Genomic DNA, 26,348 nt, shown 5'->3' with positions numbered 1-26,348 from the left:
ACCCCGTCACATTATTTTCTTTATTGCATTTTATTTGAGTACCAATTAGCATCTGTAATCGCTCTCTTTCACCTTATATATTCTATCATAGGCATTCTAAGAGAAACTACTCAAATCCCTTATATAAAACAAGTAAAAAAGAGCCTCACTATTAGCAGCAAGGCTCTTTTCTCTCTTCAATATGCTAGCCTTTTGAATAAAAACTAGTAATAAACTTCATATTACTACTTCTTATCCATTAGCAAGTAAGTAATCCATTTATTTTCAAAACGAATCTTATCTTATTCTACAGAGAAGATGAAAGAATACACTGGTTGGTTTCCAGCATGCACTTCTACTTCTGCATCTTCAAATTTCTCTTCTACAAATTCAACTAACTCCGCTACTTCTTCGTCAGTTGCATCTTCACCTTGTAGAATCGTTACGATTTCAGAATCTTCATCAATAAGCGCTTCTAGTAATTGCTTCGCAGCTCCTACTTTTTCAGCATTTGTAGATACAATTTTTCCATCTGCAATACACATGAAGTCATCTTTTTGAATTGCTACACCATCAATTTCCGTATCACGTACAGCATACGTAATTTGACCTGTTTTCACATGAGATAAAGCTTCTTGCATGTTTTCTTCATTCTCTTCTAACGTTCCAACTGGGTTAAATGCTAACATTGCTGCCATACCTTGAGGAACTGTTTTCGAACGAACAACAATAACTTCTTGATCTACAACTGATGCCGCTTGTTCTGCTGCCATTACAATATTTCCGTTATTCGGTAAAATAATGATTTTTTCAGCATTTGCTTCTTCAATTGCCTTCACGATATCCTCCGTACTTGGATTCATCGTTTGACCACCTTCGATAACTTTCGTTGCGCCGATGCTCTCAAATAAAGTTTTAATACCAGACCCCATTGCCACAGTTACGATACCATATGGTTGTTTTTCTTTCGATTGAGCTGGTTGTTCAGGAACCATAGCAGGTTCATCTAATAAAGCAGTATGCTGTTCACGCATATTTTCTACTTTGATCTTAATTAAACTACCGTATTTTTGCCCGTAGTTCATAGCGTCTCCAGGATGTTCTGCGTGGATATGAACTTTTACAATTTCATCATCAGACACAACTAGTAGAGAATCACCATATACACTAATATCTTCACGGAATTTTTGTTCAGAGAAATTATGCTCTTTCACCTTTTCAGCCTCTAATTTCACCATGAACTCCGTACAATATCCATACTTAATATCTTCTGTACTCAATTGGCTTTGTACACTACGGTGATGTTCTGCGCGTACCATCTCATTCATAGATGTTTGCGTCGGTGCATCAGAAGAAATCGTTTCTCCTTTTAAGTCAGCTAAAAATCCTTCGTATACTACTACAAGACCTTTACCACCGCTATCTACAACGCCAACTTGTTTTAATACAGGTAATAAATCTGGCGTACGATTTAACGATGCGTTTGCTTCTTTCACAACGTCTTCCATAAACAAAACAAAGTCGCGCTGTTTTTTCGCAACTGTTACTGCATATTTACCCGTTTCTCTTGCAACCGTTAAAATCGTTCCTTCAATCGGTTTCATAACCGCTTTATAAGCCGCCTCTACTCCAGCTTCTAGTGCTGCAGCAAAATCAACTGTTGTTAATTCTTCTTTTTGTTCAATGGATTTAGAGAAACCACGGAACAACTGAGATAGAATAACTCCAGAGTTACCACGAGCTCCCATTAATAATCCTTTGGCTAAACTTACGCCGACTTTACCAGCATGCTGTGAAGGATTTGCTTTCACTTCACGCGCACCTGAAGTCATAGATAAGTTCATGTTTGTACCGGTATCGCCATCTGGAACTGGAAATACGTTTAATGCATCAACAAGCTGAACATTATTTGTTAAATTATTCGCTCCTTGCATGATCATTTGTGATAAACGTTTTCCATCAATTTTTTGAATTGACACAGATTTTCCTCCTTAATGCACATTACAAGTTTATTACTTTAACTCCTTGTACGTAGATGTTTACAGAATCTACTGCTAGTCCTACAGTTTGATCTAATGTATATTTCACTTTCGTCTGCACATTATGTGCCACTTCTGAAATTTTCGTACCATAGCTCACAATAATATACATATCAATATGTACTTCATCTTCATCTTTACGAACAATAACACCTCTAGTGAAGTTTTCTTTTCGTAAAATGTCTGTTAATCCATCTTTTAACTGATTTTTTGATGCCATACCTACGATACCGTAGCAATCTACCGCGGCACCTCCAGCAATTGTTGCAATTACATCTGTACTAATATCAATTTGACCGTACTTCGTTTTAATTTCAATTGACATCTCGTTTCCCCCTTCATAAATGGTGAAAGTGAGCTAGACTACTTTAGTTACTATCATATAATCTTTTTAAAGAAAATTCCATCGTTCTTTCTTTTCACTCTCATATTTTATGTTTTAAATTACACTTTTTTATGATGAGCAAAATAGTCCATTGTTATTATACAACATGTACCACTATAATATGTCAAGCAATTTTTATGGATTTTAACTTTTCTTCATTGACATATAGTGTCAAGTAAATTTTCTTGATTTCTTTTTTCTACGGTGTTGCATTCTCTTTTTAGTTGTGTTAAATTATAGTAGTGTTTTTAGCATCGCATAAAAGACTAACATTGAAAAATTACGTATGGTAAGGTATCAAGGGAGGGAAATATAAATGGCTCGTGTTTGTGCTATTACTGGAAGAAAAGCTCGTTCTGGTAACTCTCGTTCTCACGCAATGAACGCTACAAAACGTAAGTGGGGCGCTAACCTTCAAAAAGTTCGCGTACGCATCGACGGAAAAGTTCAACGTGTTTACGTTTCTGCTAGAGCATTAAAATCTGGCAAAATCGAACGTGTTTAATAATAAAAAAAAGAGCCGATAGGCTCTTTTTTTACTATAACAATGGAAAAAGCACCGGTGATAGGTGCTTTTTTTAATCTTTTTTGAAGGTATTTAACATTGCACGAACAATTCCACCAAGAAATTTAGGTAACTTAATTGTATAAAATCTCATGGTTTCCCTCCTAATCCCCATTACTCCACTTGGTCACTATATGATGTAAGGAGCAAAATTGTTTCTTCAATCAGTGCTTCTTATCAACATTAATATGCCAGAAGTAAATGAAAAAGTACCTTTTTCCTCAACGAGTTCGTTACTAATACAAAGTGTTGATCCCCACTCTATTGTTTTATTAGTAAGAGGGTACTTAAAACCAAACAATGTAATCCCTTCCACTATTTCAGTAACTGGTACAAAAGATACATAAGGAAAATTTTTATTTTCTTCAATTATATGTGTACCCACTTTTTTAACTGTTATTTCATTTTTATTGTCCACAATACACATTTCTATCTCTACTTCTAACCCTTTTAAAAGCATTTGTATATTTGCCAAACCGTGATCAAGTCTTCCACCGGTAGCACCAAAAATACGAATTAGTGCCGGCTTCTGTCCTAATGCCCAGTTGATTGCAATTTCTAAATCCGTTTGATCTTTTTCCCGCGGAACAATATGTAATTCGTTCGTTTGCTGTCCCATCCATACTAATTCTTCTTCAGTAACTGAATCGTAATCTCCAAACGCAACAGCCGGGGTAATCCCTTTCTTTAATAGACGGTATACTCCCCTATCAACCGCAGCCCACACTACTTCCTCATTCTCATATCGAGCAAAATCTGCGCAATATTCCGAAGGTCCTCCTGCCAAAATATGAATAATCATTTTTTCTTCCCCTTCCATTGTAAAAAGGCAATCTGCCATTCGGTAGATTGCCTTTTTACATATTTTTACCCTATCCTATGAATACCTTACTAGGATAAAAGTTCATCACTACCCACGAATTACGCGAATTGCTTCACCGCGGTCTTTTTGATTGTATACTGCTGATCCAGCTACAAGTACATTTGCTCCTGCTTCCACACAAAGTCTTGCTGTTTCAGCATTTACACCACCATCAACTTCAATTTCTACTTCTAGATTGCGCTCTTTCACCATGTCTGCAACTTGTTTAATTTTCGGTAATACAGAATGGATAAACTTCTGTCCACCAAATCCAGGGTTTACTGTCATAAGTAATACCATATCTATATCTTCTAATACATGCTCAATCACTGAAACTGGCGTATGTGGATTTAATACAACACCCGCTTTAATACCGTGAGATTTAATTAACTGAATTGTACGATGCAGATGTGGACACGCCTCTACGTGAACAGTAATAATATCCGCTCCCGCTTGTGCGAAAGTCGGGATATAGTTATCAGGATTTTCAATCATTAAATGTACATCTAATGGTAATGATGTAATTGGACGGATAGCTTCTACAATTAATGGTCCAATCGTAATATTTGGTACGAAATGTCCATCCATTACATCAACGTGAATGTAATCCGCTCCGCCCTTTTCTACATCTTTAATCTCTTCCCCTAATTTTGAAAAATCTGCTGATAAAATCGATGGTGCAATTTTAATCATAACTAATACCTCGGCTTTCTCTCTCTAATTTCTTCTACGAATTGTTTATAGTTCTTATAGCGATATTCTGTAATCTTCCCTTCTTCAACCGCAGCTTTCACTGCACATTTCGGTTCAGAAAGATGTGTACACCCTCTAAATTTACAGTATTGGCTCGCTTCTTTCAACTCTGGAAAACAATATGTAAGATCTTCTACTTCTATATCAATGAAATCTAGTGAACTAAAACCCGGTGTATCTGCTACTAGTCCACTCCCAATTGCAATTAATTCTACGTGTCTTGTCGTATGCTTCCCGCGTCCTAAATGGGAGGAAATATCATTTGTTTTCAGCTCTAATTCTGGACGTAGCACATTAAGCATTGAAGATTTCCCAACACCAGATTGACCCGCAACGACAGAAACACAATTTTCTAAGTATGGTTTTAATATATCAATACTTTCTGACGTATTAATAGAAGTAAATAAAACATCATAACCCATCTCACGATAATCATTCGCATAAGCTTCAACAGTTGCTTTCATCTTTTCATCTACTAAATCCATCTTGCTAATACAAATAATTGGCTTAATGTTATGATATTCAATCAGCACTAAAAATCGATCTAACAGTCCAGGATTAAAATCTGGTTCTACTGCAGAGAACACAAGGATCGCTTGATCGACATTAGCAATAGGAGGTCTAACAAGTTCATTTTTTCGATCAAACACTTCAAGCACATAACCTTCAGTTGGATTATCTGCCTGAAAAACAACTTGGTCTCCTACAAGTGGTGTAATTTTATTTTTTCTAAATACACCTCGCCCACGACATTGCGTAACCCCTTCTTCATGCTGCACGTAATAAAACCCACTTAAAGCTTTTATAATTTTTCCTTCTGGCATAGAATTCTCCTTTTTTTGTATAAGGTGATGCTGAATTTAAAAATGAATGGATTTAAATTTTCCAAATAACGATTTCAAAACCTACCATATATACTTTCGCTAATATACATTAAATTTCCCATTAAATGCAAAAAAATATTTACAGCTGCATCACTTTACTAGCTTTTTGAATCATATATTTTTGCCTGCTATACCGTCCACTTTGTAGACAGCATAACAGGCAATAATAATAATAATAATAATAATAATAAGTAGACTTTCACTATTATTGAGTTGGATATGGTACTTCTTTATCAATAATCGTTACTCCATCTCGTACAATTTTATAGTGTCCCTTTGAACCTTCTTGAATTACAAATTCTAAAGAAATAGTCGCTGATTCAGTAATTGTTCTCGTTTCAACCGGTCTATCCATTTTTTGCTGCATGTCTTCTTTATAAATTTCTATTGTTTGCGGCTTTTTTTCACCTGTTACAGCAGGCTCATATGGGATAGAGATATTGTCCACTTTTACCGTTTTAGTCACTTTAGGCTTTTGACCATCAGAGATAATAATAGTTACTTTATCTCCCTCTTTTAATGGTGTACCTGGTTTTGGAAATTGCGAAATTACAAGTCCTTTTTCGACTGAATCTGAATACTCTCGTTTTATATCTGACGTTAGTTTTCTCTCATTCAAATAACCAGTTACACTATTTTCAGTCCACCCCGAAAAGTCACCTGGTCTAATTTGATAAGGACCTTTACTTACCCAGATTTTCAGTTCTTGCTCCGCTTCTATAACCATTTGATCAGGCGTCGGAATTTGCTCTACAATTTCACCTTTCGGCTTATCATTTTCAATATAATTTACTGTAACTTGTTTATATTTTTCTTCTAACTCAGCTTTTACACTCTCAAAGTTTTTCCCTGTGAAATTCGCCATCTTACTTTTCTTTTTTCCACCTGATTGATAGATAGTAATTTTAGCGTTTTCTTTTACGACTCTTCCTGCTACAGGTTCCGTTTTTATTACATCCCCAACTTCAATATCATCTGTATATACAATATTAGGCTCCGTCACCTCAAAGCCCTTTTCTACTAACGTATTTACAGCTGTCGTGTATTTCATACCAGCCACATCAGGAACTTTCACATCTTTCGGAATAAATAATCCTGGAATAACCGTAAGCGCTAATGTTATTCCTATTGCTAAAAATAAAAATGTTGAAATTAAAACTTTAAGCCACTTGTTACTCCGTTTTTTCTTCTTATCTAACTCAGCTGCTTCTGCTCTTATCGGTTCTTCCACCTTACTCCCTTTTAAAACAATCGTTTCATCACTTACATTTTCAAATAATTGTTCTTGTTGAATAATCGGAATCGCTTTCGTCGCTTCCATATCTTCTGGTATGTAAAATGGTTGCTCATTTATCCTCTCTGGATATAGCGCAGTTTCAATATCTCGCTTCATCGCATTGGCAGATTGATATCGATGGAAAGGATCTTTTGCAGTTGCCTTTAATATAATATTTTCAACACTTTGCGGAATATTTTCATTCCATCTTTTTGGTGATGGGATTTCACTTTGTAAATGTTTTAAAGCTATAGCAACAGCAGATTCGCCAGAAAACGGTTGTCTTCCTGTTAACAATTCAAACATAACTATTCCAAGAGAATAAATATCCGATTGTTTATTTGCTATCCCGCCACGTGCCTGTTCTGGTGATAAATAATGGACTGAGCCCAGTACTGAATTTGTATGTGTAATTGTTGTTGCACTTGTAGCTGTCGCAATTCCAAAATCTGTTACTTTTATTATTCCATCAGCTCGAATTAAAATATTGTGCGGCTTTATATCACGATGCACAATTTCAAAATGATGGGCGTGTGCCATGGCGGATGTTAACTGCTCCATAATATCAAGAGCTTCTCCTATAGGTAACATACCTCGCTCAATTATGTATTGCTTCAATGTTTGCCCGGGTACATATTCCATGACAAGATAATATATACCATCTTCTTCTCCGACATCATACATATTCACAATATTTGGATGCGACAACGTTGTAACAGACTGCGCTTCTCGATGGAAACGTTTAATAAACTCTTCGTTATTTGAGTAGTCGAGTCTTAATATTTTTACCGCTACATCTCGGCCAAGTATATCATCATGAGCTAAATATACATTGGCCATTCCGCCACCACCAATCATTTTCAGCAGCTTATAACGGTCATTTAAGCGTTTTCCAATCAGCACGTTGCACTTCACCTACTTTCGTTTGTCGAACCCGCATAATCAATAAGAACAAGTGTGATATTATCTTCTCCACCGCGATCATTCGCCAATTGAATGAGACGCTGCCCTTTACCTTCAAGCTGTTCATTTAACTGTAAAATTTGTTGCATATCATCAATAGAAACTTTGTTTGATAACCCATCAGAGCAAAGAAGTAATTGATCATCTTCCTCAAGCACCAACGTTTTAACATCTAATCCAACTTTTTCTTCTGTTCCTAGCGCTCTTAATAACACATTCTTTTTCGGATGATACTCTGCATCTTCCTTTGAAATTTCACCATGTCTCACAAGCTCATTTACAAGCGAATGATCTTCCGTTACAAGCGTCATTTCTCCTTCTGATACCATATAGCAACGACTATCTCCTATATGCCCTATCGTCACAAAACTTGGTGTACAAACAGCTATTATAAGCGTTGTTCCCATACCATTACATTCTACATTTTGCTGAGCGTATTCATATATGCGCTCATTAATAATCCCAACACTAGTATGTAACCATTGTTCTACTTTTTTCGGTTCATTCATATTATGCGTTTGCTTCCAATAATCATGGAATAATTGAATGGCCATCGAGCTAGCTACATCACCAGCTCGATGACCTCCCATTCCATCTGCTACTACCGCTAAAACATTTCCATCTAAATTGTGAAAAACTCCTGCACTATCTTCATTATGTTGACGAACTTTTCCTTTATCCGATAGAAATACGGCTTTCATCTCGTCACCTCGTCTCTTCTTTGCGCTCCTTCGCACGCAACTGACCGCAGGCTGCGTCAATATCATGACCTTGTTCACGGCGAATCGTTACATTCACTCCACGATCTTTTAACGTTTTCTCGAACAAGAAAATTTGCTCACGTGGTGTACGTACATAATCACGTTCAGGTACGTAGTTTACCGGGATTAAGTTTACATGACATTTTACACCTTTTAAGAGCGCAGCAAGCTCTTCAGCGTGCTCAACTTGGTCATTTTCTCCTCCAAATAATCCATATTCAAAAGTAATACGGCGCCCTGTTCTATTTACATAGTATTTAATAGCTTCCATTAAATCCGGTAATTTATAAGCACGGTTAATCGGCATTAACTTTGAACGTAATTCTGAGTTTGGAGCATGCAATGAAATCGCAAAATTAATTTGTAGTTCTTCTTCAGCAAACTTATAAATTTTCGGGATAATTCCACTCGTCGAAACAGTCATATGTCTAGCACCAATATGAAGTCCTTTTTCATGGTTAGTGATGCGTAAGAATCCCATTAAATTATCGTAGTTATCAAATGGTTCTCCAATTCCCATAACAACAAGAGAACTTACACGTTCTTCTGTTTCATCAAGCGCACGCTGAACTTCTACTACTTGCGCTACGATTTCTCCAGCTTCTAGGTTTCGTTTTAGTCCACCAAGTGTCGAAGCACAGAACGTACATCCAATACGACAACCAACTTGCGTTGTTACACAAATGGAATTTCCATATTCATGTCGCATTAATACCGTTTCAATAGAATATCCGTCATATAATTGGAATAAGAATTTAATCGTTCCATCTGAAGACGTTTGTTTTACTAACGTGTTTAAAGTAGTAATATCAAAGGAATTCGACAATTTATCACGCAATCCTTTAGAAAGGTTTGACATATCCTCATAATTTTTTACACGTTTTTTATATAGCCAGTCAAAAATTTGTCCAGCGCGGAACTTCGGTTCTCCTTGTTCCTTTAACCAATCTTGCATTTCATGAAGTTGTAAAGAGTAAATTGATGGTTTCTTCGTTTCTACATTTTTCTTTTGTTTTCTTACAGTTGTTTCCATGATGCTACACCTTCTTCCTTAAACAAGCAATATAAAAGCCATCCGTTGCAAAATAATGCGGTAAAATTTGTACTTGACCTTCATTAATATACGGACTTAATTTTTCTGGCATACGTTCTTTTATCGTAGTATCCCATTCAAATTCAGGATGTTCTTTTAAAAATTTATCTATTACTTGTTCATTTTCTATTTTCTCAATTGTGCACGTACTATAAACAAGACGACCGCCTTGTTTTAATAATGGTGCTATTTTTTCTAGTATCGCAAGTTGAATCGTCGATAATCTTTCACTATCGCCTTTATCTTTTCCTAACTTAATATCAGGCTTACGTCTAATTACACCAAATCCAGAACACGGTGCATCTACCAATATTTTATCAAACGTTTCATTTGCAAAGTGCTCTTGCACTTTTCTAGCATCTAGCGCTTTTGTTTCAACATTTTCTAGACCAAGTCGCTCTGCTTGCTGTTTAATTAAACGTACTTTGTGTGCATGTAAATCAAGGGACATGACCTTACCAGTTCCCTTTAATCGTTCCGCGATATGCGTTGTTTTTCCGCCTGGAGCAGCACAACTATCAAGAACTGCATCTCCCGTATTCGGTTCTAAAGCGCGTGCTACAAGCATAGAACTTTCATCTTGAATAGAAAGAAATCCTTTTTTAAACGCTTCTGTATGCGCTACATTTCCTCTTTCAATCTGAATTGCATCATCTGACAAGTCACCACGTTTTGCTTCTATACCTTCACTTGCCAACAACTCAATCGCTTCTTCTACCGTTACCTTATCAACATTCACACGTGCTGTTGGTACAGGTGGTAACATGTTTACTTCGCACATTTTCTCTGCAGTTTCTAAGCCATATGCAGAAGTCCACTCTTGTACAAGCCAAACTGGATGACTCGTCGCAATTGCAAGACGTTCTACTGGATCCTTGATTTCATCTACAGAAGGTACACCTTCTCTCTGAATCGAACGTAATACACCGTTCACCATACCAGCAATTCCTTTATGCCCGCGACGCTTTGCAATCTCAACCGCTTCATGAATAGCCGCTCTTTCTGGCACTCGGTCTAAATAAATCATTTGATATAAAGATAAGCGAAGCAATACCCTTACCCACGCCTCAACCTTCTTTTTTAAAAAAGGCTGTAAATAATAATCTAATGTGTCACGACGTTGAATCGTTCCATATACAATTTCAGTTAATAAACCAATATCTTTTCTATCAATTGCACTTTTTTCAATTAGATTATTTAAAAGTAAGTTGCTATATGCACCACTTTTTTCCACTTGAATTAAACCATCAAGAGCTAATTCACGAACATTTTGTCTCATGCATTTTCTCCTAACTTCGTTCCAATTTCAGGTTTTGTTCCACGTAAAAATTGTGAACAACTCATACGCTTTTTACCAGAAGGTTGCAATTCAGTAATTTTAATACCTGTTTCATTACTAGTTGCTACAACAAAACCATCTTCTTCGATTGCAACAATCGTACCTGCTTCAGCCGGTTCAGTTACAGGCACTTTTTCTCCCCACCATACTTTAACAACTTGTCCTGCTAAAGTTGTATAAGCAACTGGCCATGGATTCAATCCGCGAATGTGATTGTATACTTCCTCACCTGTTTTTGTCCAATCAATTTTCTCTTGTTCACGTTTTATATTGTAAGCAAACGTTACTTCTTCTTCGTTTTGTTTAATCGGTTCTAACTTACCTTGAATTAATAAAGGTACTGTTTTAGATAGAAGGTGTGCTCCAGCTTCACTTAATTTATCAAATAATGAGCCTGTCGTTTCACGCTCTTCAATTTCCACTTCCACTTGCGTTAAGATATCACCAGCATCCAATTTTTCTACCATATACATAATTGTAATACCAGTTTTTTCTTTACCTTCCATAATTGCATAATGAATTGGTGCACCACCACGAAGTTCAGGAAGTAAAGAAGCGTGGACATTAATACATCCATACTTCGGTGCTTCTAAAATTTCATTTGGTACAATCTGACCAAATGCAGCTGTTACAATTAAATCTGGCTCTAATGCCAATACTTTTTCATATTCATCTTTTTCACGAATTTTTAACGGCTGTAACACAGGGATACCATGTTTTTCCGCTTCAACTTTAACAGGTGTAGGTGTTAATACTTTTTTTCTACCTACTGGACGATCAGGTTGCGTCACAACACCTACTACCTCATAGCCATCTTCAATAAGACGACGAAGCACCGGCACTGAAAAGTCCGGTGTTCCCATAAACACTACTTTTATCATTTAAAAACCGCTCCTTTTAACACCTATTCTAGTTCGTTTTCTTCATAATATCTTGTCACTTTCGATGTAAATAAAACACCGTGTAAATGATCGATTTCATGTTGAATTGCACGCGCTAAAAATCCTTCCGCTTCTAATAAAAATACTTTCCCACGGCGATTTTGCGCTCTTACTTTAATATAATCGGCACGTTCTACTTCACCATAAAGTCCCGGGAAGCTTAAACAGCCTTCGGGACCTACTTGTTCACCACGTTTTTCTAATATTGATGGATTGATTAACTCGATTTTCCCAGTATCATCATCGACATCAACAACCGCTACTTGCAAGCTTACACCTACTTGAGGCGCAGCTAAACCGACTCCGTCCGCAATTAACATTGTTTCATGCATATCTTTCAACAATTTCACTAACTTTTTATCAAAGTTAATTACTCTTTCGCATGGTGTTTCTAACACTTCATTTGGATGCTTGATTATTTCTAAAACTGCCATATTTCCCTCCGCTACATTAACATTGTTGGATTAAAATCAATTGAGATTTGTAGCTCTTTTTGCATTTCTGCTTGATAATGTTCATTTACCATTTTGAGCACGTTCTTTAAGTTTGGTTCCCGTTTGTATTTTATCATGCATTGATAACGATATCTATCTTTTATCCTTGGAATTGCTGAAGCAACTGGTCCTAACACCATTGTTTGCTGTGAGCAATGCGTTCGTAAATACGAGGCAATTTTTTCCGTCACTTGCACCGCTTTTAATAATTCAGGATGAGATACAGTTACAAGTACAACATAGTAATATGGGGGATATTGTCTTGTTCGCCTCATTTGCATTTCTTGGTCAAAAAACACATCATATTGTTGGTTCTTCGCTAACTCTATACTGTAATGTTCTGGCGTATATGTTTGAATCACAACTTCCCCTGGCAATTCATGTCTACCCGCTCGTCCACTTACTTGCGTCAATAACTGATATGTCTTTTCACTTGCCCGAAAATCAGGTAAGTGAAGCATCGTATCTGCAGTTAAAACCCCAACAAGAGTTACTTTCGGAAAATCTAATCCTTTAGCAATCATTTGTGTTCCAAGTAGTATATCTGCTTTTTCTTCCCCAAACGCCTTTAATAATTTTTCATGCATTCCTTTTCGACTTGTCGTATCTACATCCATTCGAATGACTCGCGCCTCTGGAAATAGTTTTGTAATTTCTTCTTCTACCTTTTGTGTACCTGTACCAAAGAAACGAATGTATGTACTTTGACAAGCTGGACACTCAGTTGGCATATTCTCTTCGTAACTACAATAATGACATTTTAAACGATGATTCATTTTATGATATGTCAATGAAATATCACAATGCGGACATTGTACAACATACCCACAATCACGGCACATAACAAATGTAGAATGACCTCTTCTATTTAAAAAGAGTACCATTTGTTCTTTCTTTTCTAATCGATCTGCTATTTTTTCATGCAGCGCCTTAGAAAACATTGATCGATTCCCGTCACGAAGTTCTTCTCGCATGTCAACAATCTCTACCGTTGGTAAAGCTTGTTCATTCATACGTCTTTCCATTGTTAGTAGTTTATAAACACCTTTTTTCGCCCTTGCAAACGATTCAAGTGTTGGTGTCGCACTACCAAGAACGATAGGACATTTATGATATTGCCCTCTCCAGACAGCTACATCTCTTGCATGATACCTCGGATTATCTTCTTGTTTGTAACTTGATTCATGCTCTTCATCAATAATAATAATCCCTAAATTCTCAAAAGGCGCAAAAACGGCTGAACGCGCACCAACTACAACTTTCACTTCTTTTCTTAAAATCTTACGCCACTCGTCATACTTTTCTCCAACAGACAACGCACTATGAAGAACTGCAACTTGCGAGCCAAACCTACCTTTAAAACGATCCACCATTTGGGGCGTTAGTGCAATTTCAGGAACAAGAACGATAGCTTCTTTTCCTTTCTCAAGCACTGCTGCTATAGATTGTAAATATACTTCTGTCTTTCCACTTCCTGTAACACCATATAGTAAAAATGGATTATAAGTTTCATTTGTAATTGATGATAAAATCGGTGTAATAACTTGTTTTTGTTCCTCCGTAAGTGGAAATGGTTTCGTTTGTTCAAAATCATCATCGTCATACGGATTTCGGTATACTTCCACATACTTTTCTGAAATGAAGCCCTTTTTAACAAGTGCTTTTATTGGAGCATCTGTTATTTGTAACTCTTCTGTAATTATTTTCAACGGTACACTTTTATAATTTTCCACAAAATAATAAAGTACATCTTGTTGTTTTTTACTTTTCAGTTCAAATGCCGCTAATTCCAATTTATCTTCTGGCAACTCCGGCTGAACAACTCTTTGCTTCTTCTTTTGTACTTTATCTTTCACTTGATAAACGACTTCAACCGTACCATTTTTAATTTCTTGTTGAATAGTCCGGTATAAATGTGGCTGCTGCTCGATTACTTCAAAATCAATTGCTTCTTTATCCTGAAATAAATATAGTATTTCAGATGCTATTTCTTCCTGTTTACAAAGTTGTAGACGTTTTTTATACGTTGCTTTTATCGCAGTTGGAAGCATCACTTGAAAAGCTGAAATCATGTAGCATAACGTTTCACTTGTAAGCCAATATCCAAGCTTTAATAATTCATCATTTAAAACCGGTGTTACATCTAATATTTCATGGATTGTCTTTAACTTCTTACTTTCTACATCCACCGAATCTTTAATCCCAATAATAAAACCTTGTAATTTCCTTGGCCCAAACGGAACTACTACACGCATTCCTGTCTGTACAATATCTTCCCATTTTTCAGGGATAATGTAATCAAATGGTCGATCTGTCTGACGGGCAGGTACATCAACAATTACACTTGCAAATTTCATAAACGATCATCTTCTAACATCATTTCAATTTGCTTTAATATTTCACGAGCTACCTCTTTTTTCAGTAAAAGTGGTAACTCAATAACTTTTCCATCTTTTCTATACATTGTTACAATATTCGTATCCGTGCCAAATCCAGCTCCTTGCGCTTTTACATCATTCGCGACAATCATATCTGCATTTTTCTCACGTAGTTTTTTCGTTGCATATTCCTCTACATTTGTCGTTTCAGCAGCAAAACCGATAAGTAACTGTTTATCCTTTTTCTGACCTAACGTTTTTAAAATATCCACCGTTCTTTCGAGTTCAATGACAGCATCACCATTTTGCTTTTTCATTTTATTATCATGAACATATTTCGGACGATAATCTGCAACTGCTGCTGTTTTAATGACAACGTCTACGTTTTGATAATGTTGAAGAACTGCTTCTAACATATCTTGTGCAGATTCCACTTGCACTGTCGTTACATGTAACGGTGGATTTAATGCTGTCGGTCCTGAAACGAGTATAACATCAGCGCCTAAATTCGCCGCCACTTCTGCAATCGCATACCCCATTTTTCCAGAAGAAAAATTCGTCATAAAACGAACTGGATCAACTTTTTCACGTGTTGGGCCAGCAGTTATTAATATTCTTTTTCCCTGCAATGGTTTGTGTTCTGAGAAAGCTTCCTCTAACCGTGCAATAATCGCTTCAGGTTCTTCTAGTCGTCCCTTCGCTACATATCCACATGCTAAAAAGCCTTCCCCAGGCTCAATAAATGTATATCCTAGCGTTTTCAATGTCATCATATTTTTTTGAACAATTTTATTTTCATACATATGCACATTCATAGCAGGCGCAATCCATACCGGGGCTGTAGTAGCTAACAGAGTAGTTGTAATCATATCATCTGCAATACCACCAGCTAACTTTCCAATACAATTGGCAGTAGCAGGTGCGACAAGTACAACATCCGCCCAATCTGCTAAATCAATATGAGCAATAACAGCCGAGTCTTTCTCATCAAACGTATCCGTATATACATCATGGCGAGAAAGCGCTTGGAATGTAAGAGGCGTAACAAACTTCATTGCCGACTCACTCATCATTACTTTTACAATCGCGCCAGATTGTGTCAATTTACTCGTTAACGCAGCTGCTTTAAAAACCGCAATGCCTCCTGTTACACATAGAAGTATCTTTTTCCCTTTTAGCATATGACTCGTCCTCTTTCTTTTTCAAACTTATAATACTGAAATAGAATTCCCAGCTCGTCAGTACCAATATTTCATTCCTTTCGTAAAAAAATAACAACCTACTTGTAAATAGGTTGTTACCGTTACATAGAAAATTATAAAGTCTATGTTTTATTTTGTCGAAGGCAAAGGCTTATTCAGCTACTTTATCTTCACTTGGTACGTAGCTTAATGCTTCTGCATCGATTTCTTCTAATGCTTTACCTACACATTTATGAGAAACAGGTTGCTCTACAACACAGTTATTAGCAAGTTGCATTTCACGTGCGCGTTTTGCAGCCACTGTTACTAATGTGTACTTAGAATCGATTTTTTGTAGTAATGAGTCAATTGATGGATTTAACATAATTATAGACCCTCCGTCATTTCTTTATAATATTTTGCTACCCTTTCGCGGCGGCAATGTTCGCCAACCACAATCGCTTTAATTCTATCACAAGCTAATTCAACTTGATCGTTTTCTACTACATAGTCGTAAGCGTCCATCATCTCGATTTCTTCTTTCGCTACAGTTAAACGATTTTCAATAACATCTTCAGTCTCTGTACCACGTCCGACAATACGGCTCTTTAGTTCAGATAAACTTGGAGGTGCTAAGAAAATAAATACACCTTCTGGGAAAGCTTTCTTAACTTGAATTGCTCCTTGCACTTCAATTTCTAAGAATACATCTTTTCCTTCTTGTAATGTTTTTTCAACATAGTCAATTGGTGTTCCGTAATAATTACCTACGAACTCAGCCCACTCAAGTAATCTTTCATTACGAATCATTTCCTCAAATTCTTCTCTTTCTTTAAAGAAATAATCCACACCATCTACTTCACCTTCACGCGGCTTACGTGTCGTTACTGAAATAGAGTACTGAAAACGTGTATCCTCATGGCTAAACAGCTCTTTACGAACCGTTCCTTTTCCAACCCCAGAAGGCCCTGAAAGAACGATGAGCAATCCTCTTCTACTTCTCATAAATATGTAAAACCTACCCTTCCTCACTTAAATCTTCTTTATTATTCAAACGATGTGCAATCGTCTCTGGTTGAATTGGACTTAATACAACATGCCCATCATCCATAACAATAACCGCCCTTGTTTTTCTCCCATACGTAGCATCAAGCAAAGCATTATGTTCGCGTGCTTCTTGTACTGTTCGTTTAATAGGAGCTGACTCCGGACTTACAATAGCAATAATTCGATGAGCAGATACAATATTTCCGTATCCAATATTTAAAAACCGCATGGCCATAGTTTGCGCCTCCTAGTAAGTCTATCCGATTTCTCCACCACGTATAACTTTATATATTTTTTGAAAGCTACTCAATATTTTGTACTTGTTCACGAATTTTTTCAAGGTTATTTTTCATTTCTACAACATATTTTGAAATTGTTAAGTCATTTGCCTTAGAACCAATCGTATTAATTTCTCTATGCATCTCTTGCACGATGAAATCCATTTTCCTTCCAACAGGCTCTTCAATCTGCAATGTTTCACGAAATTGCTCTAAATGACTTTGCAAACGAACTAACTCTTCATGAATATCACAACGCTCTGCAAAGATTGCGACTTCTGTTAGCAATCTTTGTTCATCTAACTCTTGATTATGTAATTCTTTTAAGCGATTTTCTAATCGTTCACGATATTTTTGTGTAACAATTGGTGCATGTGGAATAATTGCATTTACACAATTGCTAATCTCTTGTAAACGATACGCTATATCTTTATGTAATCGTTCTCCTTCGTCATCTCTCATCGTTTTCAACATATGAGCAGCTTGACGAACAGCCTCATATAAACTGTTCTCAAAATGTTCATTTACATTTTCTATTTCTTCAATTGCTGTTACTTCTGGCATTGCCATTAATTGCTCGAGTGTAATAGAATCTTGTAATTGAAACTTTCCTTTTATATCTTCCATCATCGATTGGTACTGCTCAAGAAGTGACCAATTCACACTTAATTTTCTTTCAACAAGTCCTTCACCTGCTATACTAATAGACACTTCAATGCGTCCACGTCGAACTTGCTGTGCAATTATTTTACGAATTTTGTCCTCAAATACCATCATTTGCTTAGGAAGTCGAATACTCATCTCTAAAAAACGGTGGTTCACCGATTTCATTTCTACTGTAATTTGAAAAGTATCACTTTCTACTTTCGATCTTCCAAACCCTGTCATACTAGAAATCATTTTTATCACATCCAAGCCATAAAATAACTCAATGAAAAAGGTAATAGAGACAAGGCTCTACTACCTTCTGTAAATTATATCACATTTTCATAACATTGACTATTTCAAGTTTAATCCCTTCTTATATAACATTGGCTTTTTCTTTTTCGCCTTTTTCCCTGTTAATAAAGAACCTACTAGTAAGAAAGTCGGAATTGATGACAAACCTCCAATTAATAACCAATCTCTTGCTTGTATCGGCATTGTGCTAAAAATCGGTTGTAACGGTGGATAATATATCACCACTAGCATGAGTAGTAATGAAATGATAACCGCCCCTACTAAATACACGTTCCCAAATGGATTACGATGAAAGACAGAATGCTCACTACGACAATCAAATACATGAATAAGCTGAGCAAGTACCAACGTCGCGAACGCTACAGTTTGTGCATATTTCAGTTCATTTGGATGTTGGTTATACGCAATAATAAACGCTACTAACGTCACTGCCCCAATTAAAAAACCTCGACTTATTATTTTCCACGCAAGCCCTCTAGCGAATACCCCTTCTTTCGGGTGGCGCGGCGTTCTCTTCATCACATCTCCTTCAGCCTTATCCAAACCTAATGCCATCGCTGGTAAACCATCAGTAACTAAGTTCACCCATAAAATTTGAATAGGAACCATCGGCAGGGGTAATGCAAGTAACATCGCAAATAACATAACTAAAATTTCTCCAACATTTGATGCTAATAAATATCGGATGAACTTACGTATGTTCTCGTATATATTTCTTCCTTCTTTAATCGCTGACTTAATTGTAGCAAAATTATCGTCTAGTAAAACAAGTGAAGAGGCTTCTTTTGCAACATCTGTCCCTGTAATCCCCATCGCTATCCCAATATCCGCTGTTTTTATAGCTGGAGCATCGTTCACTCCATCACCTGTCATCGCTACTATATGCCCTTGATTTTGCAGTGCCTTAACAATTTTTAATTTATGTTCAGGTGATACACGAGCGAATACATACGTATCTTCTACAACATTTTCTAATTCCTCCACATCCATATTCGCGAGTTCTACTCCTTCAACAACGCGTCCATCTGGTGGCAAAACTCCTAATTGTTCAGCAATCGCCATTGCTGTCACTTTATGATCACCTGTAATCATTACTGTTCGAATACCAGCTTCTTTACACTCTTTTACCGCCTGCGCCACTTCTGGTCTTGGTGGGTCAATCATACCTTGTATCCCAACTAACATAAAATCTTTTTCAACGTCTCTTTCATGTTCAATAGAATCCGTTATTTTTAAAGGTTTAAACGCAACTGCAATTGTTCGAAGCGCTTGACTACCTAAACTATGAATAGCCGCCTGTACTTCTTTTCTATATAGCTCACTTAACGGCTGTTGCTTATCCCCCCATAAAATCGTTTGGCTCATTTGTAAAAGAACATCCGGTGCTCCCTTCGTAACAATAAACTTTTTCCCCTCTCGATCTCGTACAATAACACTCATCATTTTTCGAGTTGAATCAAATGGAAATTCACGAATAACTTCAAATTTCCCTTTCAATGCCTCACGTGTTATCCCAGCTTTCATTGCTGCAGCTACAAGCGCTCCCTCTGTTGGATCTCCATCTAATACGTACGCCTTTTTCTTTTGAATAATATTTGCATTGTTACATAGTGAACCAAATGTAAGTAGCTGATAAAGTGCTTTTGTCTTAGCTGGATTCACTTCTTTTTCACCTTTCATAAAAGAGCCATTAGGTTCATATCCTTGCCCTGTCACTTTCCACAATTCTCCGCCTGACCACATATGTGTTACCATCATTTTATTTTGCGTCATTGTTCCCGTTTTATCAGAACATATAACGGAAGCACAACCTAACGTTTCTACGGCTGGTAACTTTCGTACAATTGCTCTCTTTTTTATCATACGCTGTACACCAAGTGATAAAGCTACTGTAACAATTGCCGGCAACCCTTCTGGAATAGCCGCAACAGCCAGAGAGACACCAGCTAAAAACATATGATATACTTCATTCCCTTGATACACACCAGCTAATACAACGAGTGCTGTCAAAATAAGAGCCACAATAATTAATATTTTTCCGAGCTGTTCTAACCTTCTTTGCAGTGGTGTTTCCATTTGCTCTGCATTTTGTAACATATTTGCAATTTGCCCCATCGCTGTATTCATACCAGTTGCTACAACGACTCCTGTACCAGATCCTCGCGTAATCATCGTCCCCATAAAAGCCATATTTTTTTGATCACCAATTGCAACATCTTGCCCTTGCAATGCTTCTACCTTCTTTTGTACAGGTACGGACTCCCCTGTCAAAGCAGACTCTTCAATATATAAACTTGATGCTTCAACAAGACGCACATCAGCCCCAATACGATCACCACTGGAAAACTTAATAATATCACCTAAAACAAGTGCTTTAGATGGTGCTTTTACCCACTTTCCATTCCGCATTACAGTAACTTGTGGAGCGGCTAGTTCCTTTAAAGCTTCCAATGATTTTTCAGCTTTTCTTTCTTGAAAAAATCCGAGAATACCATTGATAATAACAATGGCAACAATAGCAATAGAATCAATGTATTCACCTAAAAACGCAGAAACAACTGTTGCTCCAAACAAAACGAGTACCATAAAATCTTTAAACTGTGCTAAAAATACCATTAGTGCAGAAGGCCTTTTTGCTTCTTCTAATTCATTAGTACCAAATTTCTTTACGCGCCCTTCTGCTTCTTTCTCTGTAAGTCCAACCTTTACATTCGTATTCGTTCTTTCTTCCACTTCATGTGCCCGCATTCCATACCAGTTCATCCTGCCATCGACCTCCTGATTCCAGACATACTCTATTGAAAGCTTATTCAGCCTCGTCCAAAAAAATGCTATAATTAACTTTTAGTTAGAAAGGAGTGTTCATTTATGGCATTCGATGGATTATTTACAAGAGCAATTACACATGAAATTGCAAATTCTCTTTACACAGGAAGAATTTCCAAAATATACCAACCTTCAAAGTATGAGATTTTATTACATATTCGAGCAAACGGAAAGAACCAAAAACTAATTCTTTCGTCTCACCCTACATATGCGCGTCTGCACTTAACGAATCAAAACTACGATTCACCAGCAATACCGCCAATGTTTTGTATGCTTCTTCGTAAACATTTAGAAGGTGGGTTTATTGAAAAAATTGAACAAATTGACTTAGAACGTATTATTCAAATTACAGTTCGCAGTCGGAATGAAATTGGAGACGAATCATTAAAAACATTAGTAATCGAAATAATGGGCCGACATAGTAACATTATCTTAGTAGATACGAAAACAAACGTTATTTTAGATAGCTTAAAACACATATCTTTAGCGGTAAACCGCCATCGTACTGTATACGCTGGAGCTGAATATATTGCACCACCAGCACAACATAAAATTAACCCACTTCAGATTGAAACAAATGATGAATTTATTAGACCACTAGACTTTCTATCTGGAAACATGGATAAACAGCTTGTCGGCACCTTTACGGGAATATCCCCGTTATTCGCAAAAGAAGTAGTGAAAAAAGCTGGTATGGTAAATGAAAAAGCATTAGCGGATGCATTTTTCTCCATACAAAAACCATTATTAACTCATACATATTCACCAGCGATGACTACTTCAAATGGGAAAGAATTCTTTTATCTTTTCCCTCTTGCACACTTGCAAGGAGAAGATAAGACGTTCTCATCTGTTAGTGAATTGCTTGATCGTTTCTTTTTCGGAAAAGCAGAGCGCGATCGTGTAAAACAACAAGCTCATGATTTAGAACGCTTTATGCAAAATGAAAAAAATAAAAACGAGAAAAAACTCATTAAACTCGAAAAAACACTGCAAGATGCTGGAAAAGCAGATAAATATCAACTATTTGGAGAGCTACTTACAGCTAATATGTACGCTTTGAAAAAAGGCGATAAAGATATTGAGGTCGTTAATTATTACGATGAAAATGGCGGAACTGTAAAAATCACATTAGATCCTTTAAAAACACCATCTGAAAATGCACAACGCTATTTCCAAAAGTATCAAAAAGCAAAAAATTCAGTTGTTGTTGTAGAAGAACAAATCGAAAAAACCAATGAAGAAATTCTTTATTTTGATAGCTTACTTCAACAAATGGAAGCTGCTTCTTCAAAAGATATTGAAGAAATTCGTGAGGAATTAGCTGAAGAAGGTTATGTGCGCAATCGCAAAACGAAAAACGCAAAGAAAAAGCCTACTAAGCCAGTATTAGATAAATATTTAGCAAGTGATGGCACAGAGATTTTCGTTGGTAAAAACAATAAACAAAATGATTATTTAACAACGAAGTTTGCCCGCCGTGATGAAATTTGGTTACATACGAAAGACATACCTGGCTCTCACGTTGTCATTCGTTCTTTAGAGCCTGCTGAAGAAACTTTACTAGAAGCTGCCAAAATTGCCGCTTATTACAGTAAAGCGAAAGAGTCTAGCTCTGTACCTGTTGATTTCACTAAAATACGCCATGTGAAAAAACCGAGTGGTGCAAAACTTGGTTTTGTTACGTACGACAATCAGCAAACCGTATATGTAACACCAGATGCTGATATTGTAATGAAATTAAAAGCGTAAATACAAAAATGCGTTGCTTATAAGCAACGCATTTTTTATATTCGTTCACACTAGTTCATATACCCATTTACTAATTCATAACATCTTGCTTTTGTCATCTTATATTTCTCTTCTGAAGCTTCTATACGCCTCATCGTTCCATTATTTGTATCAGTACCAATTGCTTTAACTTTACTTTCTTTTTCTTTAACCCACGCAATTTGTTTCGTTTTTAACGACTGAAACGCATCAGGTGACATCGTACTTTTTAATGTACTGTAAATTTCATTTAGTTTATTATCCCACAGTTCATAATTTCCTTCTATTTCATTTACTATATCATTGGTTGACATAGCATTCGTATGTTTTTCTTGTTTATCTATAGCAGCTAATTCACTTAAAACATTTGCTCTATCTATCTTTGAAGAAGATTCTTTTTGCGATTGTTTCTCTTCTTTTGAGCCTGTATACGCACTCGAATCCTTTCTCTGTACTTGTTCTGTTTCTTGAATATTTCTTTCTTTCGTTACCTTTTCATACCTATTTTTATCTACATTGTATGAAATAAGAGATGTTTTCGCATTTACAGTAATTAATCCGTTACTATCTTTGAATATGTATTTCTTATCGCCACTATTTTCTTCACTTACAAATGACACATTCTTATCGTCTGGCATTTTTAAAATTCTATTTGCTTCTTCTTTTGTAAGTTTTAAATCTTCAGGAAAAACGAATGACCATTTATCCATTAACCATTCCCCTTCTTTATACACCAAATGAAATTCCCAATCTTGGGCCGCATTACCTATTTCATCTTCTAAACTTAATGTATGTACCGTTAAATTTTCTTTATCTTGTGAAGAAGAAAATCTTATTTCAGTTTGAAAATAATTTGGGAATGGTAACATATCAGTCTCTCTCGATCTATTAAAGTTAGCAAGCAATTCAGGAAGCTGATTCTCTACAAACTTTTCTGAAACCAATCCTTTAACTCCTTTTTTAGCTGTCTCTAAATCCCCAGGATTATTTCGGCTCCATCCATTTTCTTTTTCCATCTCACTAAACGCATTTGCTATTCCATCTACACTCTTTCTTACAATCTTTTTTGCTTCTTTTTCTGTCACTTCTGGCGCTTCATCAAGCTGGTCAATCATTTTATTCACTTGAACTTTGTTTTCACTTGTTTCACACCCCGTTATAACAAGCATACTAGCGGCCAAACAAAATGACATTACTTTACTTAATTTCTTCATACATTCACATTCCTTAACCCAATTTTTTCGTTACATCTCTTTACCTACAAAAAAACGTAACAATCCCTTATTATACCAATTTTTTAATTTATTTATACAAAAAATATAATACTTAAATTAAAAAGATTTTGTTTGCAAGTTTACATTATTGTTCATTCACATAAAAACTTACTGTAAAAATTTTATATATATTTATTTTACATCCGTCTAGTTTTTTTGACACACAGCTACCCTCTTCTCTTTTATTCTAAATAAATATATTGGCACAATTCTTGCTTTATTAATGTAAAAAGGAGGAATTAAAATGAATATAAGAATAACTAACATCCAAAAACAACTACATAATTACGGAATCGACGGGTTACTTATTACAAAGAAAGAAAACCGTCAATATGCAACAGGCTTTACAGGTAGCGCTGGCGTCGTCTTAATCTCTGCCGATCAAGCTGTTTTTATCACTGATTTCCGCTATGTAGATCAAGCGAAATCACAAATAAAAGATGCTGAAATTATTATGCATAAAGGAAATTTAGAAAAAGAAATTGCACATCAAGTATCGAAATTAAACATTCAAAAACTTGGAATTGAAGAAAACAACATGACATTGCAACAATATAAAAACTTGCAAAAATACGTACAGGCGGAAATGATTCAAGTGTGCGAAATTATCGAAAATATTCGTATCATTAAAGACACGCCTGAAATAGAAACAATGAAAATTGCAGCTAATATCGCGGACGAAGCATTTCACCACATTCTTACGTTTCTAAAACCAGGAATAAGTGAAAATGCTGTACGAGATGAATTAGAATTTTTCATGCGAAAAAAAGGGGCTACATCTTCTTCATTCCAAATCATTGTAGCCTCAGGCGTTCGTTCTTCACTTCCCCATGGAGTTGCATCAAATAAAATAATCGAACGAGGGGATATCGTTACATTAGACTTCGGTGCACTTTACGACGAATATTGTTCCGATATAACACGTACTGTAGCAATAGGGGAACCATCGGAAGAATTCAAAAAAATATACAATGTTGTACGAGAAGCGTTAAAACGTGGGACTGAAGCGATTAAGCCTGGAGAAACTGCGAAAAGTATCGATGATATAACGAGGGATTACATTACAGAACATGGATACGGTCAATACTTTGGCCACTCTACTGGGCACGGTCTTGGGTTAGAAATACATGAACCTCTTCGCTTATCTCAAGAAAGTACGGCTACTTTAGAAGAAGGTATGGTTGTTACAGTTGAACCTGGTATTTACATTCCGAACTGGGGCGGTTGTAGAATTGAAGATGATATCGTCATTACAAAAGATGGATATGAAGTTATTACAAAATCAAATCGAGAACTAATTGTTATTCCTTGTTGAAATCACGACCTTTTTTAAAGGAGTTTTTCGTTGCACATAGAATTCTTTCTCTGGAGTCATCGTTTAAGAGGGGGAATTTAAATTGAATTTTGTAATTGATAAGATAGATGGGTTACAGCCTGAATTTTCAAATCTTGTTTCCATGATGAATTACGCTCGCTATACAACAATGCAAGGGGTGGAAGGTTTAACAATTGAGGAACTTGATTATTTATATGATAAGGACACAAATTCAATTGGCATGTTATTGTACCATATGGCCGCTATTGAATTTTACTACCAGATTCATACTTTTGAAGACCGTGAACCAACGGAGGCTGAATTAGAACGCTGGTTACCTGGCATTGAATTAGGCGATCTTGGACGTGAGAAAATAAAAGGAAACGCTATAGAATTTTACATAAATACATTACAAGAAGTACGTTCCAAAACAATCGAGACTTTTCAATCGTTACCTGATGAATGGTTATTTAAAACGACAGACTTTTGGTATGACAAACCAGCAAATAACTATTTTAAGTGGTTTCACGTTTTTGAAGATGAAATCAATCATCGTGGACAAATTCGTTTAATTAAAAAGATGCAAAAAGCTCATGCAGTAAAATGAGGAAATGCCACCGAATAAGGTGGCATTTTCTTTTATTCATTAACGAATATATAAGTTGAATTAAAAGGTTACAGCTACTATTTGTCGAAATATATACGTAACACTTATCGACAAATGGAGCGGAGCCAAATGACAAATGCACATCAAAACGAAAAAGAGAACCTACTTGTAGCAATGAAAACGACTAAAAATAAACGCATGTATGAACGTTATCAAACGATCTATTTCTATGTACAAGGCTATTCTATAAAAGAAATTATGAACATGATCGGTCGTTCTGAAAAAACGATTTATAATTATGTGAATGCTTATAAAGAAAAAGGATTAGATGGCTTAATCATGGGACAATCAACAGGAGCACCACGTAAATTATCCCCT

General features: G+C 36.2%; 25 protein-coding genes. 5 read left to right on the top strand and 20 right to left on the bottom strand.

All coding sequences use genetic code 11. The features are described from left to right. Window positions 1–281: 281 nt before the first annotated feature. Window positions 282–1,958 carry a DAK2 domain-containing protein gene (locus ATL10_RS16515; RefSeq protein ID WP_000027131.1) on the bottom strand — a complete coding sequence of 559 codons (1,677 nt, stop codon included), beginning with the start codon at window positions 1,956–1,958 and terminating at the stop codon, window positions 282–284. A 22-nt stretch (window positions 1,959–1,980) separates the two neighbouring features. Next, a complete protein-coding gene (locus ATL10_RS16510; RefSeq protein WP_000021109.1) occupies window positions 1,981–2,343 on the bottom strand; it encodes an Asp23/Gls24 family envelope stress response protein in 363 nt (120 codons plus the stop codon). Between the two features lie 376 nt (window positions 2,344–2,719). On the opposite strand from ATL10_RS16510, the gene rpmB reads away from it, so the two are divergent. Further along, entirely contained in the window at window positions 2,720–2,908 is a 189-nt protein-coding gene (gene rpmB / locus ATL10_RS16505; RefSeq protein ID WP_000124776.1) for a 50S ribosomal protein L28, read from the top strand. Between the two features lie 73 nt (window positions 2,909–2,981). Here rpmB and spoVM read toward each other — a convergent pair whose 3' ends face one another. The 17 genes from spoVM to ATL10_RS16420 all read right to left on the bottom strand — a co-directional run bounded on the left by spoVM (window position 2,982) and on the right by ATL10_RS16420 (window position 20,941). Continuing rightward, entirely contained in the window at window positions 2,982–3,062 is an 81-nt protein-coding gene (gene spoVM, locus ATL10_RS16500) for a stage V sporulation protein SpoVM (RefSeq protein WP_001213599.1), read from the bottom strand. Window positions 3,063–3,128: 66 nt separating this feature from the next. Then, window positions 3,129–3,809 (bottom strand): thiamine diphosphokinase, encoded by a 681-nt coding sequence (locus tag ATL10_RS16495; RefSeq protein ID WP_000752665.1) that lies wholly within the window; start codon window positions 3,807–3,809, stop codon window positions 3,129–3,131. A gap of 69 nt (window positions 3,810–3,878) precedes the next feature. Then, window positions 3,879–4,523 (bottom strand): ribulose-phosphate 3-epimerase, encoded by a 645-nt coding sequence (gene rpe, locus ATL10_RS16490; RefSeq protein ID WP_000589974.1) that lies wholly within the window; start codon window positions 4,521–4,523, stop codon window positions 3,879–3,881. A 2-nt stretch (window positions 4,524–4,525) separates the two neighbouring features. Continuing rightward, window positions 4,526–5,407 carry a ribosome small subunit-dependent GTPase A gene (rsgA, locus tag ATL10_RS16485; protein ID WP_001113932.1) on the bottom strand — a complete coding sequence of 294 codons (882 nt, stop codon included), beginning with the start codon at window positions 5,405–5,407 and terminating at the stop codon, window positions 4,526–4,528. A gap of 265 nt (window positions 5,408–5,672) precedes the next feature. Continuing rightward, complete coding sequence (gene pknB, locus ATL10_RS16480) at window positions 5,673–7,646, bottom strand: Stk1 family PASTA domain-containing Ser/Thr kinase (RefSeq protein ID WP_000904744.1); 1,974 nt, start codon at window positions 7,644–7,646, stop codon at window positions 5,673–5,675. 8 nt (window positions 7,647–7,654) lie between these two features. Next, window positions 7,655–8,407, bottom strand: coding sequence for a Stp1/IreP family PP2C-type Ser/Thr phosphatase (locus ATL10_RS16475; RefSeq protein ID WP_000648708.1), 753 nt, complete (start codon window positions 8,405–8,407; stop codon window positions 7,655–7,657). 4 nt (window positions 8,408–8,411) lie between these two features. After that, entirely contained in the window at window positions 8,412–9,500 is a 1,089-nt protein-coding gene (rlmN, locus tag ATL10_RS16470; RefSeq protein ID WP_000450550.1) for a dual-specificity RNA methyltransferase RlmN, read from the bottom strand. Window positions 9,501–9,504: 4 nt separating this feature from the next. Continuing rightward, window positions 9,505–10,839: a 16S rRNA (cytosine(967)-C(5))-methyltransferase RsmB gene (rsmB, locus tag ATL10_RS16465; protein ID WP_001249664.1), complete on the bottom strand. Its 1,335-nt coding sequence runs from the start codon at window positions 10,837–10,839 to the stop codon at window positions 9,505–9,507. After that, complete coding sequence (gene fmt / locus ATL10_RS16460) at window positions 10,836–11,780, bottom strand: methionyl-tRNA formyltransferase (protein ID WP_090977186.1); 945 nt, start codon at window positions 11,778–11,780, stop codon at window positions 10,836–10,838. Before fmt ends, rsmB begins: the two co-directional genes overlap by 4 nt. A 23-nt stretch (window positions 11,781–11,803) precedes the next feature. Beyond that, window positions 11,804–12,274 (bottom strand): peptide deformylase, encoded by a 471-nt coding sequence (def, locus tag ATL10_RS16455; protein WP_000279455.1) that lies wholly within the window; start codon window positions 12,272–12,274, stop codon window positions 11,804–11,806. A gap of 11 nt (window positions 12,275–12,285) precedes the next feature. Continuing rightward, the gene (gene priA, locus ATL10_RS16450) at window positions 12,286–14,691 is read right to left on the bottom strand and encodes a primosomal protein N' (RefSeq protein WP_090977185.1); all 2,406 of its coding nucleotides are present in this window, start codon (window positions 14,689–14,691) and stop codon (window positions 12,286–12,288) included. Beyond that, window positions 14,688–15,893 carry a bifunctional phosphopantothenoylcysteine decarboxylase/phosphopantothenate--cysteine ligase CoaBC gene (coaBC, locus tag ATL10_RS16445; protein WP_000911748.1) on the bottom strand — a complete coding sequence of 402 codons (1,206 nt, stop codon included), beginning with the start codon at window positions 15,891–15,893 and terminating at the stop codon, window positions 14,688–14,690. Before coaBC ends, priA begins: the two co-directional genes overlap by 4 nt. 172 nt (window positions 15,894–16,065) lie before the next feature. After that, window positions 16,066–16,278: a DNA-directed RNA polymerase subunit omega gene (rpoZ, locus tag ATL10_RS16440; RefSeq protein WP_000933961.1), complete on the bottom strand. Its 213-nt coding sequence runs from the start codon at window positions 16,276–16,278 to the stop codon at window positions 16,066–16,068. A gap of 2 nt (window positions 16,279–16,280) precedes the next feature. After that, the gene (gene gmk, locus ATL10_RS16435) at window positions 16,281–16,898 is read right to left on the bottom strand and encodes a guanylate kinase (RefSeq protein ID WP_001257742.1); all 618 of its coding nucleotides are present in this window, start codon (window positions 16,896–16,898) and stop codon (window positions 16,281–16,283) included. 13 nt (window positions 16,899–16,911) lie between these two features. Next, entirely contained in the window at window positions 16,912–17,175 is a 264-nt protein-coding gene (gene remA / locus ATL10_RS16430; RefSeq protein ID WP_001251456.1) for an extracellular matrix/biofilm regulator RemA, read from the bottom strand. 67 nt (window positions 17,176–17,242) lie between these two features. Beyond that, entirely contained in the window at window positions 17,243–18,118 is an 876-nt protein-coding gene (locus ATL10_RS16425; protein ID WP_000625865.1) for a YicC/YloC family endoribonuclease, read from the bottom strand. Window positions 18,119–18,217: 99 nt separating this feature from the next. After that, window positions 18,218–20,941, bottom strand: coding sequence for a calcium-translocating P-type ATPase, SERCA-type (locus ATL10_RS16420; protein ID WP_097924682.1), 2,724 nt, complete (start codon window positions 20,939–20,941; stop codon window positions 18,218–18,220). Window positions 20,942–21,046: 105 nt separating this feature from the next. Here ATL10_RS16420 and ATL10_RS16415 point away from each other — a divergent pair, with 105 nt between their 5' ends. Then, a complete protein-coding gene (locus ATL10_RS16415; RefSeq protein WP_000863271.1) occupies window positions 21,047–22,756 on the top strand; it encodes an Rqc2 family fibronectin-binding protein in 1,710 nt (569 codons plus the stop codon). A gap of 50 nt (window positions 22,757–22,806) precedes the next feature. Here the strand turns inward: ATL10_RS16415 and ATL10_RS16410 are convergent, their stop codons facing one another. Next, on the bottom strand, window positions 22,807–23,988 hold the full coding sequence (locus tag ATL10_RS16410; RefSeq protein WP_000736524.1) for a lysozyme inhibitor LprI family protein: 1,182 nt from the start codon (window positions 23,986–23,988) through the stop codon (window positions 22,807–22,809). Window positions 23,989–24,292: 304 nt separating this feature from the next. Between ATL10_RS16410 and ATL10_RS16405 the strand changes: the two genes are divergently transcribed. The 3 genes from ATL10_RS16405 to ATL10_RS16395 form a co-directional block, all read left to right on the top strand. Next, a complete protein-coding gene (locus ATL10_RS16405) occupies window positions 24,293–25,363 on the top strand; it encodes a M24 family metallopeptidase (RefSeq protein WP_110497164.1) in 1,071 nt (356 codons plus the stop codon). Window positions 25,364–25,445: 82 nt separating this feature from the next. Beyond that, complete coding sequence (locus tag ATL10_RS16400) at window positions 25,446–25,970, top strand: DinB family protein (protein ID WP_001012043.1); 525 nt, start codon at window positions 25,446–25,448, stop codon at window positions 25,968–25,970. Between the two features lie 129 nt (window positions 25,971–26,099). Next, the coding region (locus tag ATL10_RS16395) for a terminase gpP N-terminus-related DNA-binding protein (protein ID WP_181419329.1) at window positions 26,100–26,348 on the top strand (249 nt) is incomplete at its 3' end.

The sequence above is a fragment of the Bacillus sp. 196mf genome, assembly GCF_003217275.1.
Taxonomy (GTDB): Bacteria; Bacillota; Bacilli; order Bacillales; family Bacillaceae_G; genus Bacillus_A; species Bacillus_A thuringiensis_S.
This window is presented reverse-complemented; position numbering and strand designations above follow the sequence as displayed.

Bases quoted from the DNA above. Each gene is read 5' to 3' on its own strand.
- ATL10_RS16510 (WP_000021109.1), bottom strand. From the start codon at position 2,343: ATGTCAATTGAAATTAAAACGAAGTACGGTCAAATTGATATTAGTACA.
- rpmB (WP_000124776.1), top strand. From the start codon at position 2,720: ATGGCTCGTGTTTGTGCTATTACTGGAAGAAAAGCTCGTTCTGGTAAC.
- spoVM (WP_001213599.1), bottom strand. From the start codon at position 3,062: ATGAGATTTTATACAATTAAGTTACCTAAATTTCTTGGTGGAATTGTT.
- ATL10_RS16495 (WP_000752665.1), bottom strand. From the start codon at position 3,809: ATGGCAGATTGCCTTTTTACAATGGAAGGGGAAGAAAAAATGATTATT.
- rpe (WP_000589974.1), bottom strand. From the start codon at position 4,523: ATGATTAAAATTGCACCATCGATTTTATCAGCAGATTTTTCAAAATTA.
- rsgA (WP_001113932.1), bottom strand. From the start codon at position 5,407: ATGCCAGAAGGAAAAATTATAAAAGCTTTAAGTGGGTTTTATTACGTG.
- ATL10_RS16475 (WP_000648708.1), bottom strand. From the start codon at position 8,407: ATGAAAGCCGTATTTCTATCGGATAAAGGAAAAGTTCGTCAACATAAT.
- rlmN (WP_000450550.1), bottom strand. From the start codon at position 9,500: ATGGAAACAACTGTAAGAAAACAAAAGAAAAATGTAGAAACGAAGAAA.
- rsmB (WP_001249664.1), bottom strand. From the start codon at position 10,839: ATGAGACAAAATGTTCGTGAATTAGCTCTTGATGGTTTAATTCAAGTG.
- fmt (WP_090977186.1), bottom strand. From the start codon at position 11,780: ATGATAAAAGTAGTGTTTATGGGAACACCGGACTTTTCAGTGCCGGTG.
- def (WP_000279455.1), bottom strand. From the start codon at position 12,274: ATGGCAGTTTTAGAAATAATCAAGCATCCAAATGAAGTGTTAGAAACA.
- priA (WP_090977185.1), bottom strand. From the start codon at position 14,691: ATGAAATTTGCAAGTGTAATTGTTGATGTACCTGCCCGTCAGACAGAT.
- coaBC (WP_000911748.1), bottom strand. From the start codon at position 15,893: ATGCTAAAAGGGAAAAAGATACTTCTATGTGTAACAGGAGGCATTGCG.
- rpoZ (WP_000933961.1), bottom strand. From the start codon at position 16,278: ATGTTAAATCCATCAATTGACTCATTACTACAAAAAATCGATTCTAAG.
- gmk (WP_001257742.1), bottom strand. From the start codon at position 16,898: ATGAGAAGTAGAAGAGGATTGCTCATCGTTCTTTCAGGGCCTTCTGGG.
- remA (WP_001251456.1), bottom strand. From the start codon at position 17,175: ATGGCCATGCGGTTTTTAAATATTGGATACGGAAATATTGTATCTGCT.
- ATL10_RS16425 (WP_000625865.1), bottom strand. From the start codon at position 18,118: ATGATTTCTAGTATGACAGGGTTTGGAAGATCGAAAGTAGAAAGTGAT.
- ATL10_RS16420 (WP_097924682.1), bottom strand. From the start codon at position 20,941: ATGAACTGGTATGGAATGCGGGCACATGAAGTGGAAGAAAGAACGAAT.
- ATL10_RS16415 (WP_000863271.1), top strand. From the start codon at position 21,047: ATGGCATTCGATGGATTATTTACAAGAGCAATTACACATGAAATTGCA.
- ATL10_RS16410 (WP_000736524.1), bottom strand. From the start codon at position 23,988: ATGAAGAAATTAAGTAAAGTAATGTCATTTTGTTTGGCCGCTAGTATG.
- ATL10_RS16405 (WP_110497164.1), top strand. From the start codon at position 24,293: ATGAATATAAGAATAACTAACATCCAAAAACAACTACATAATTACGGA.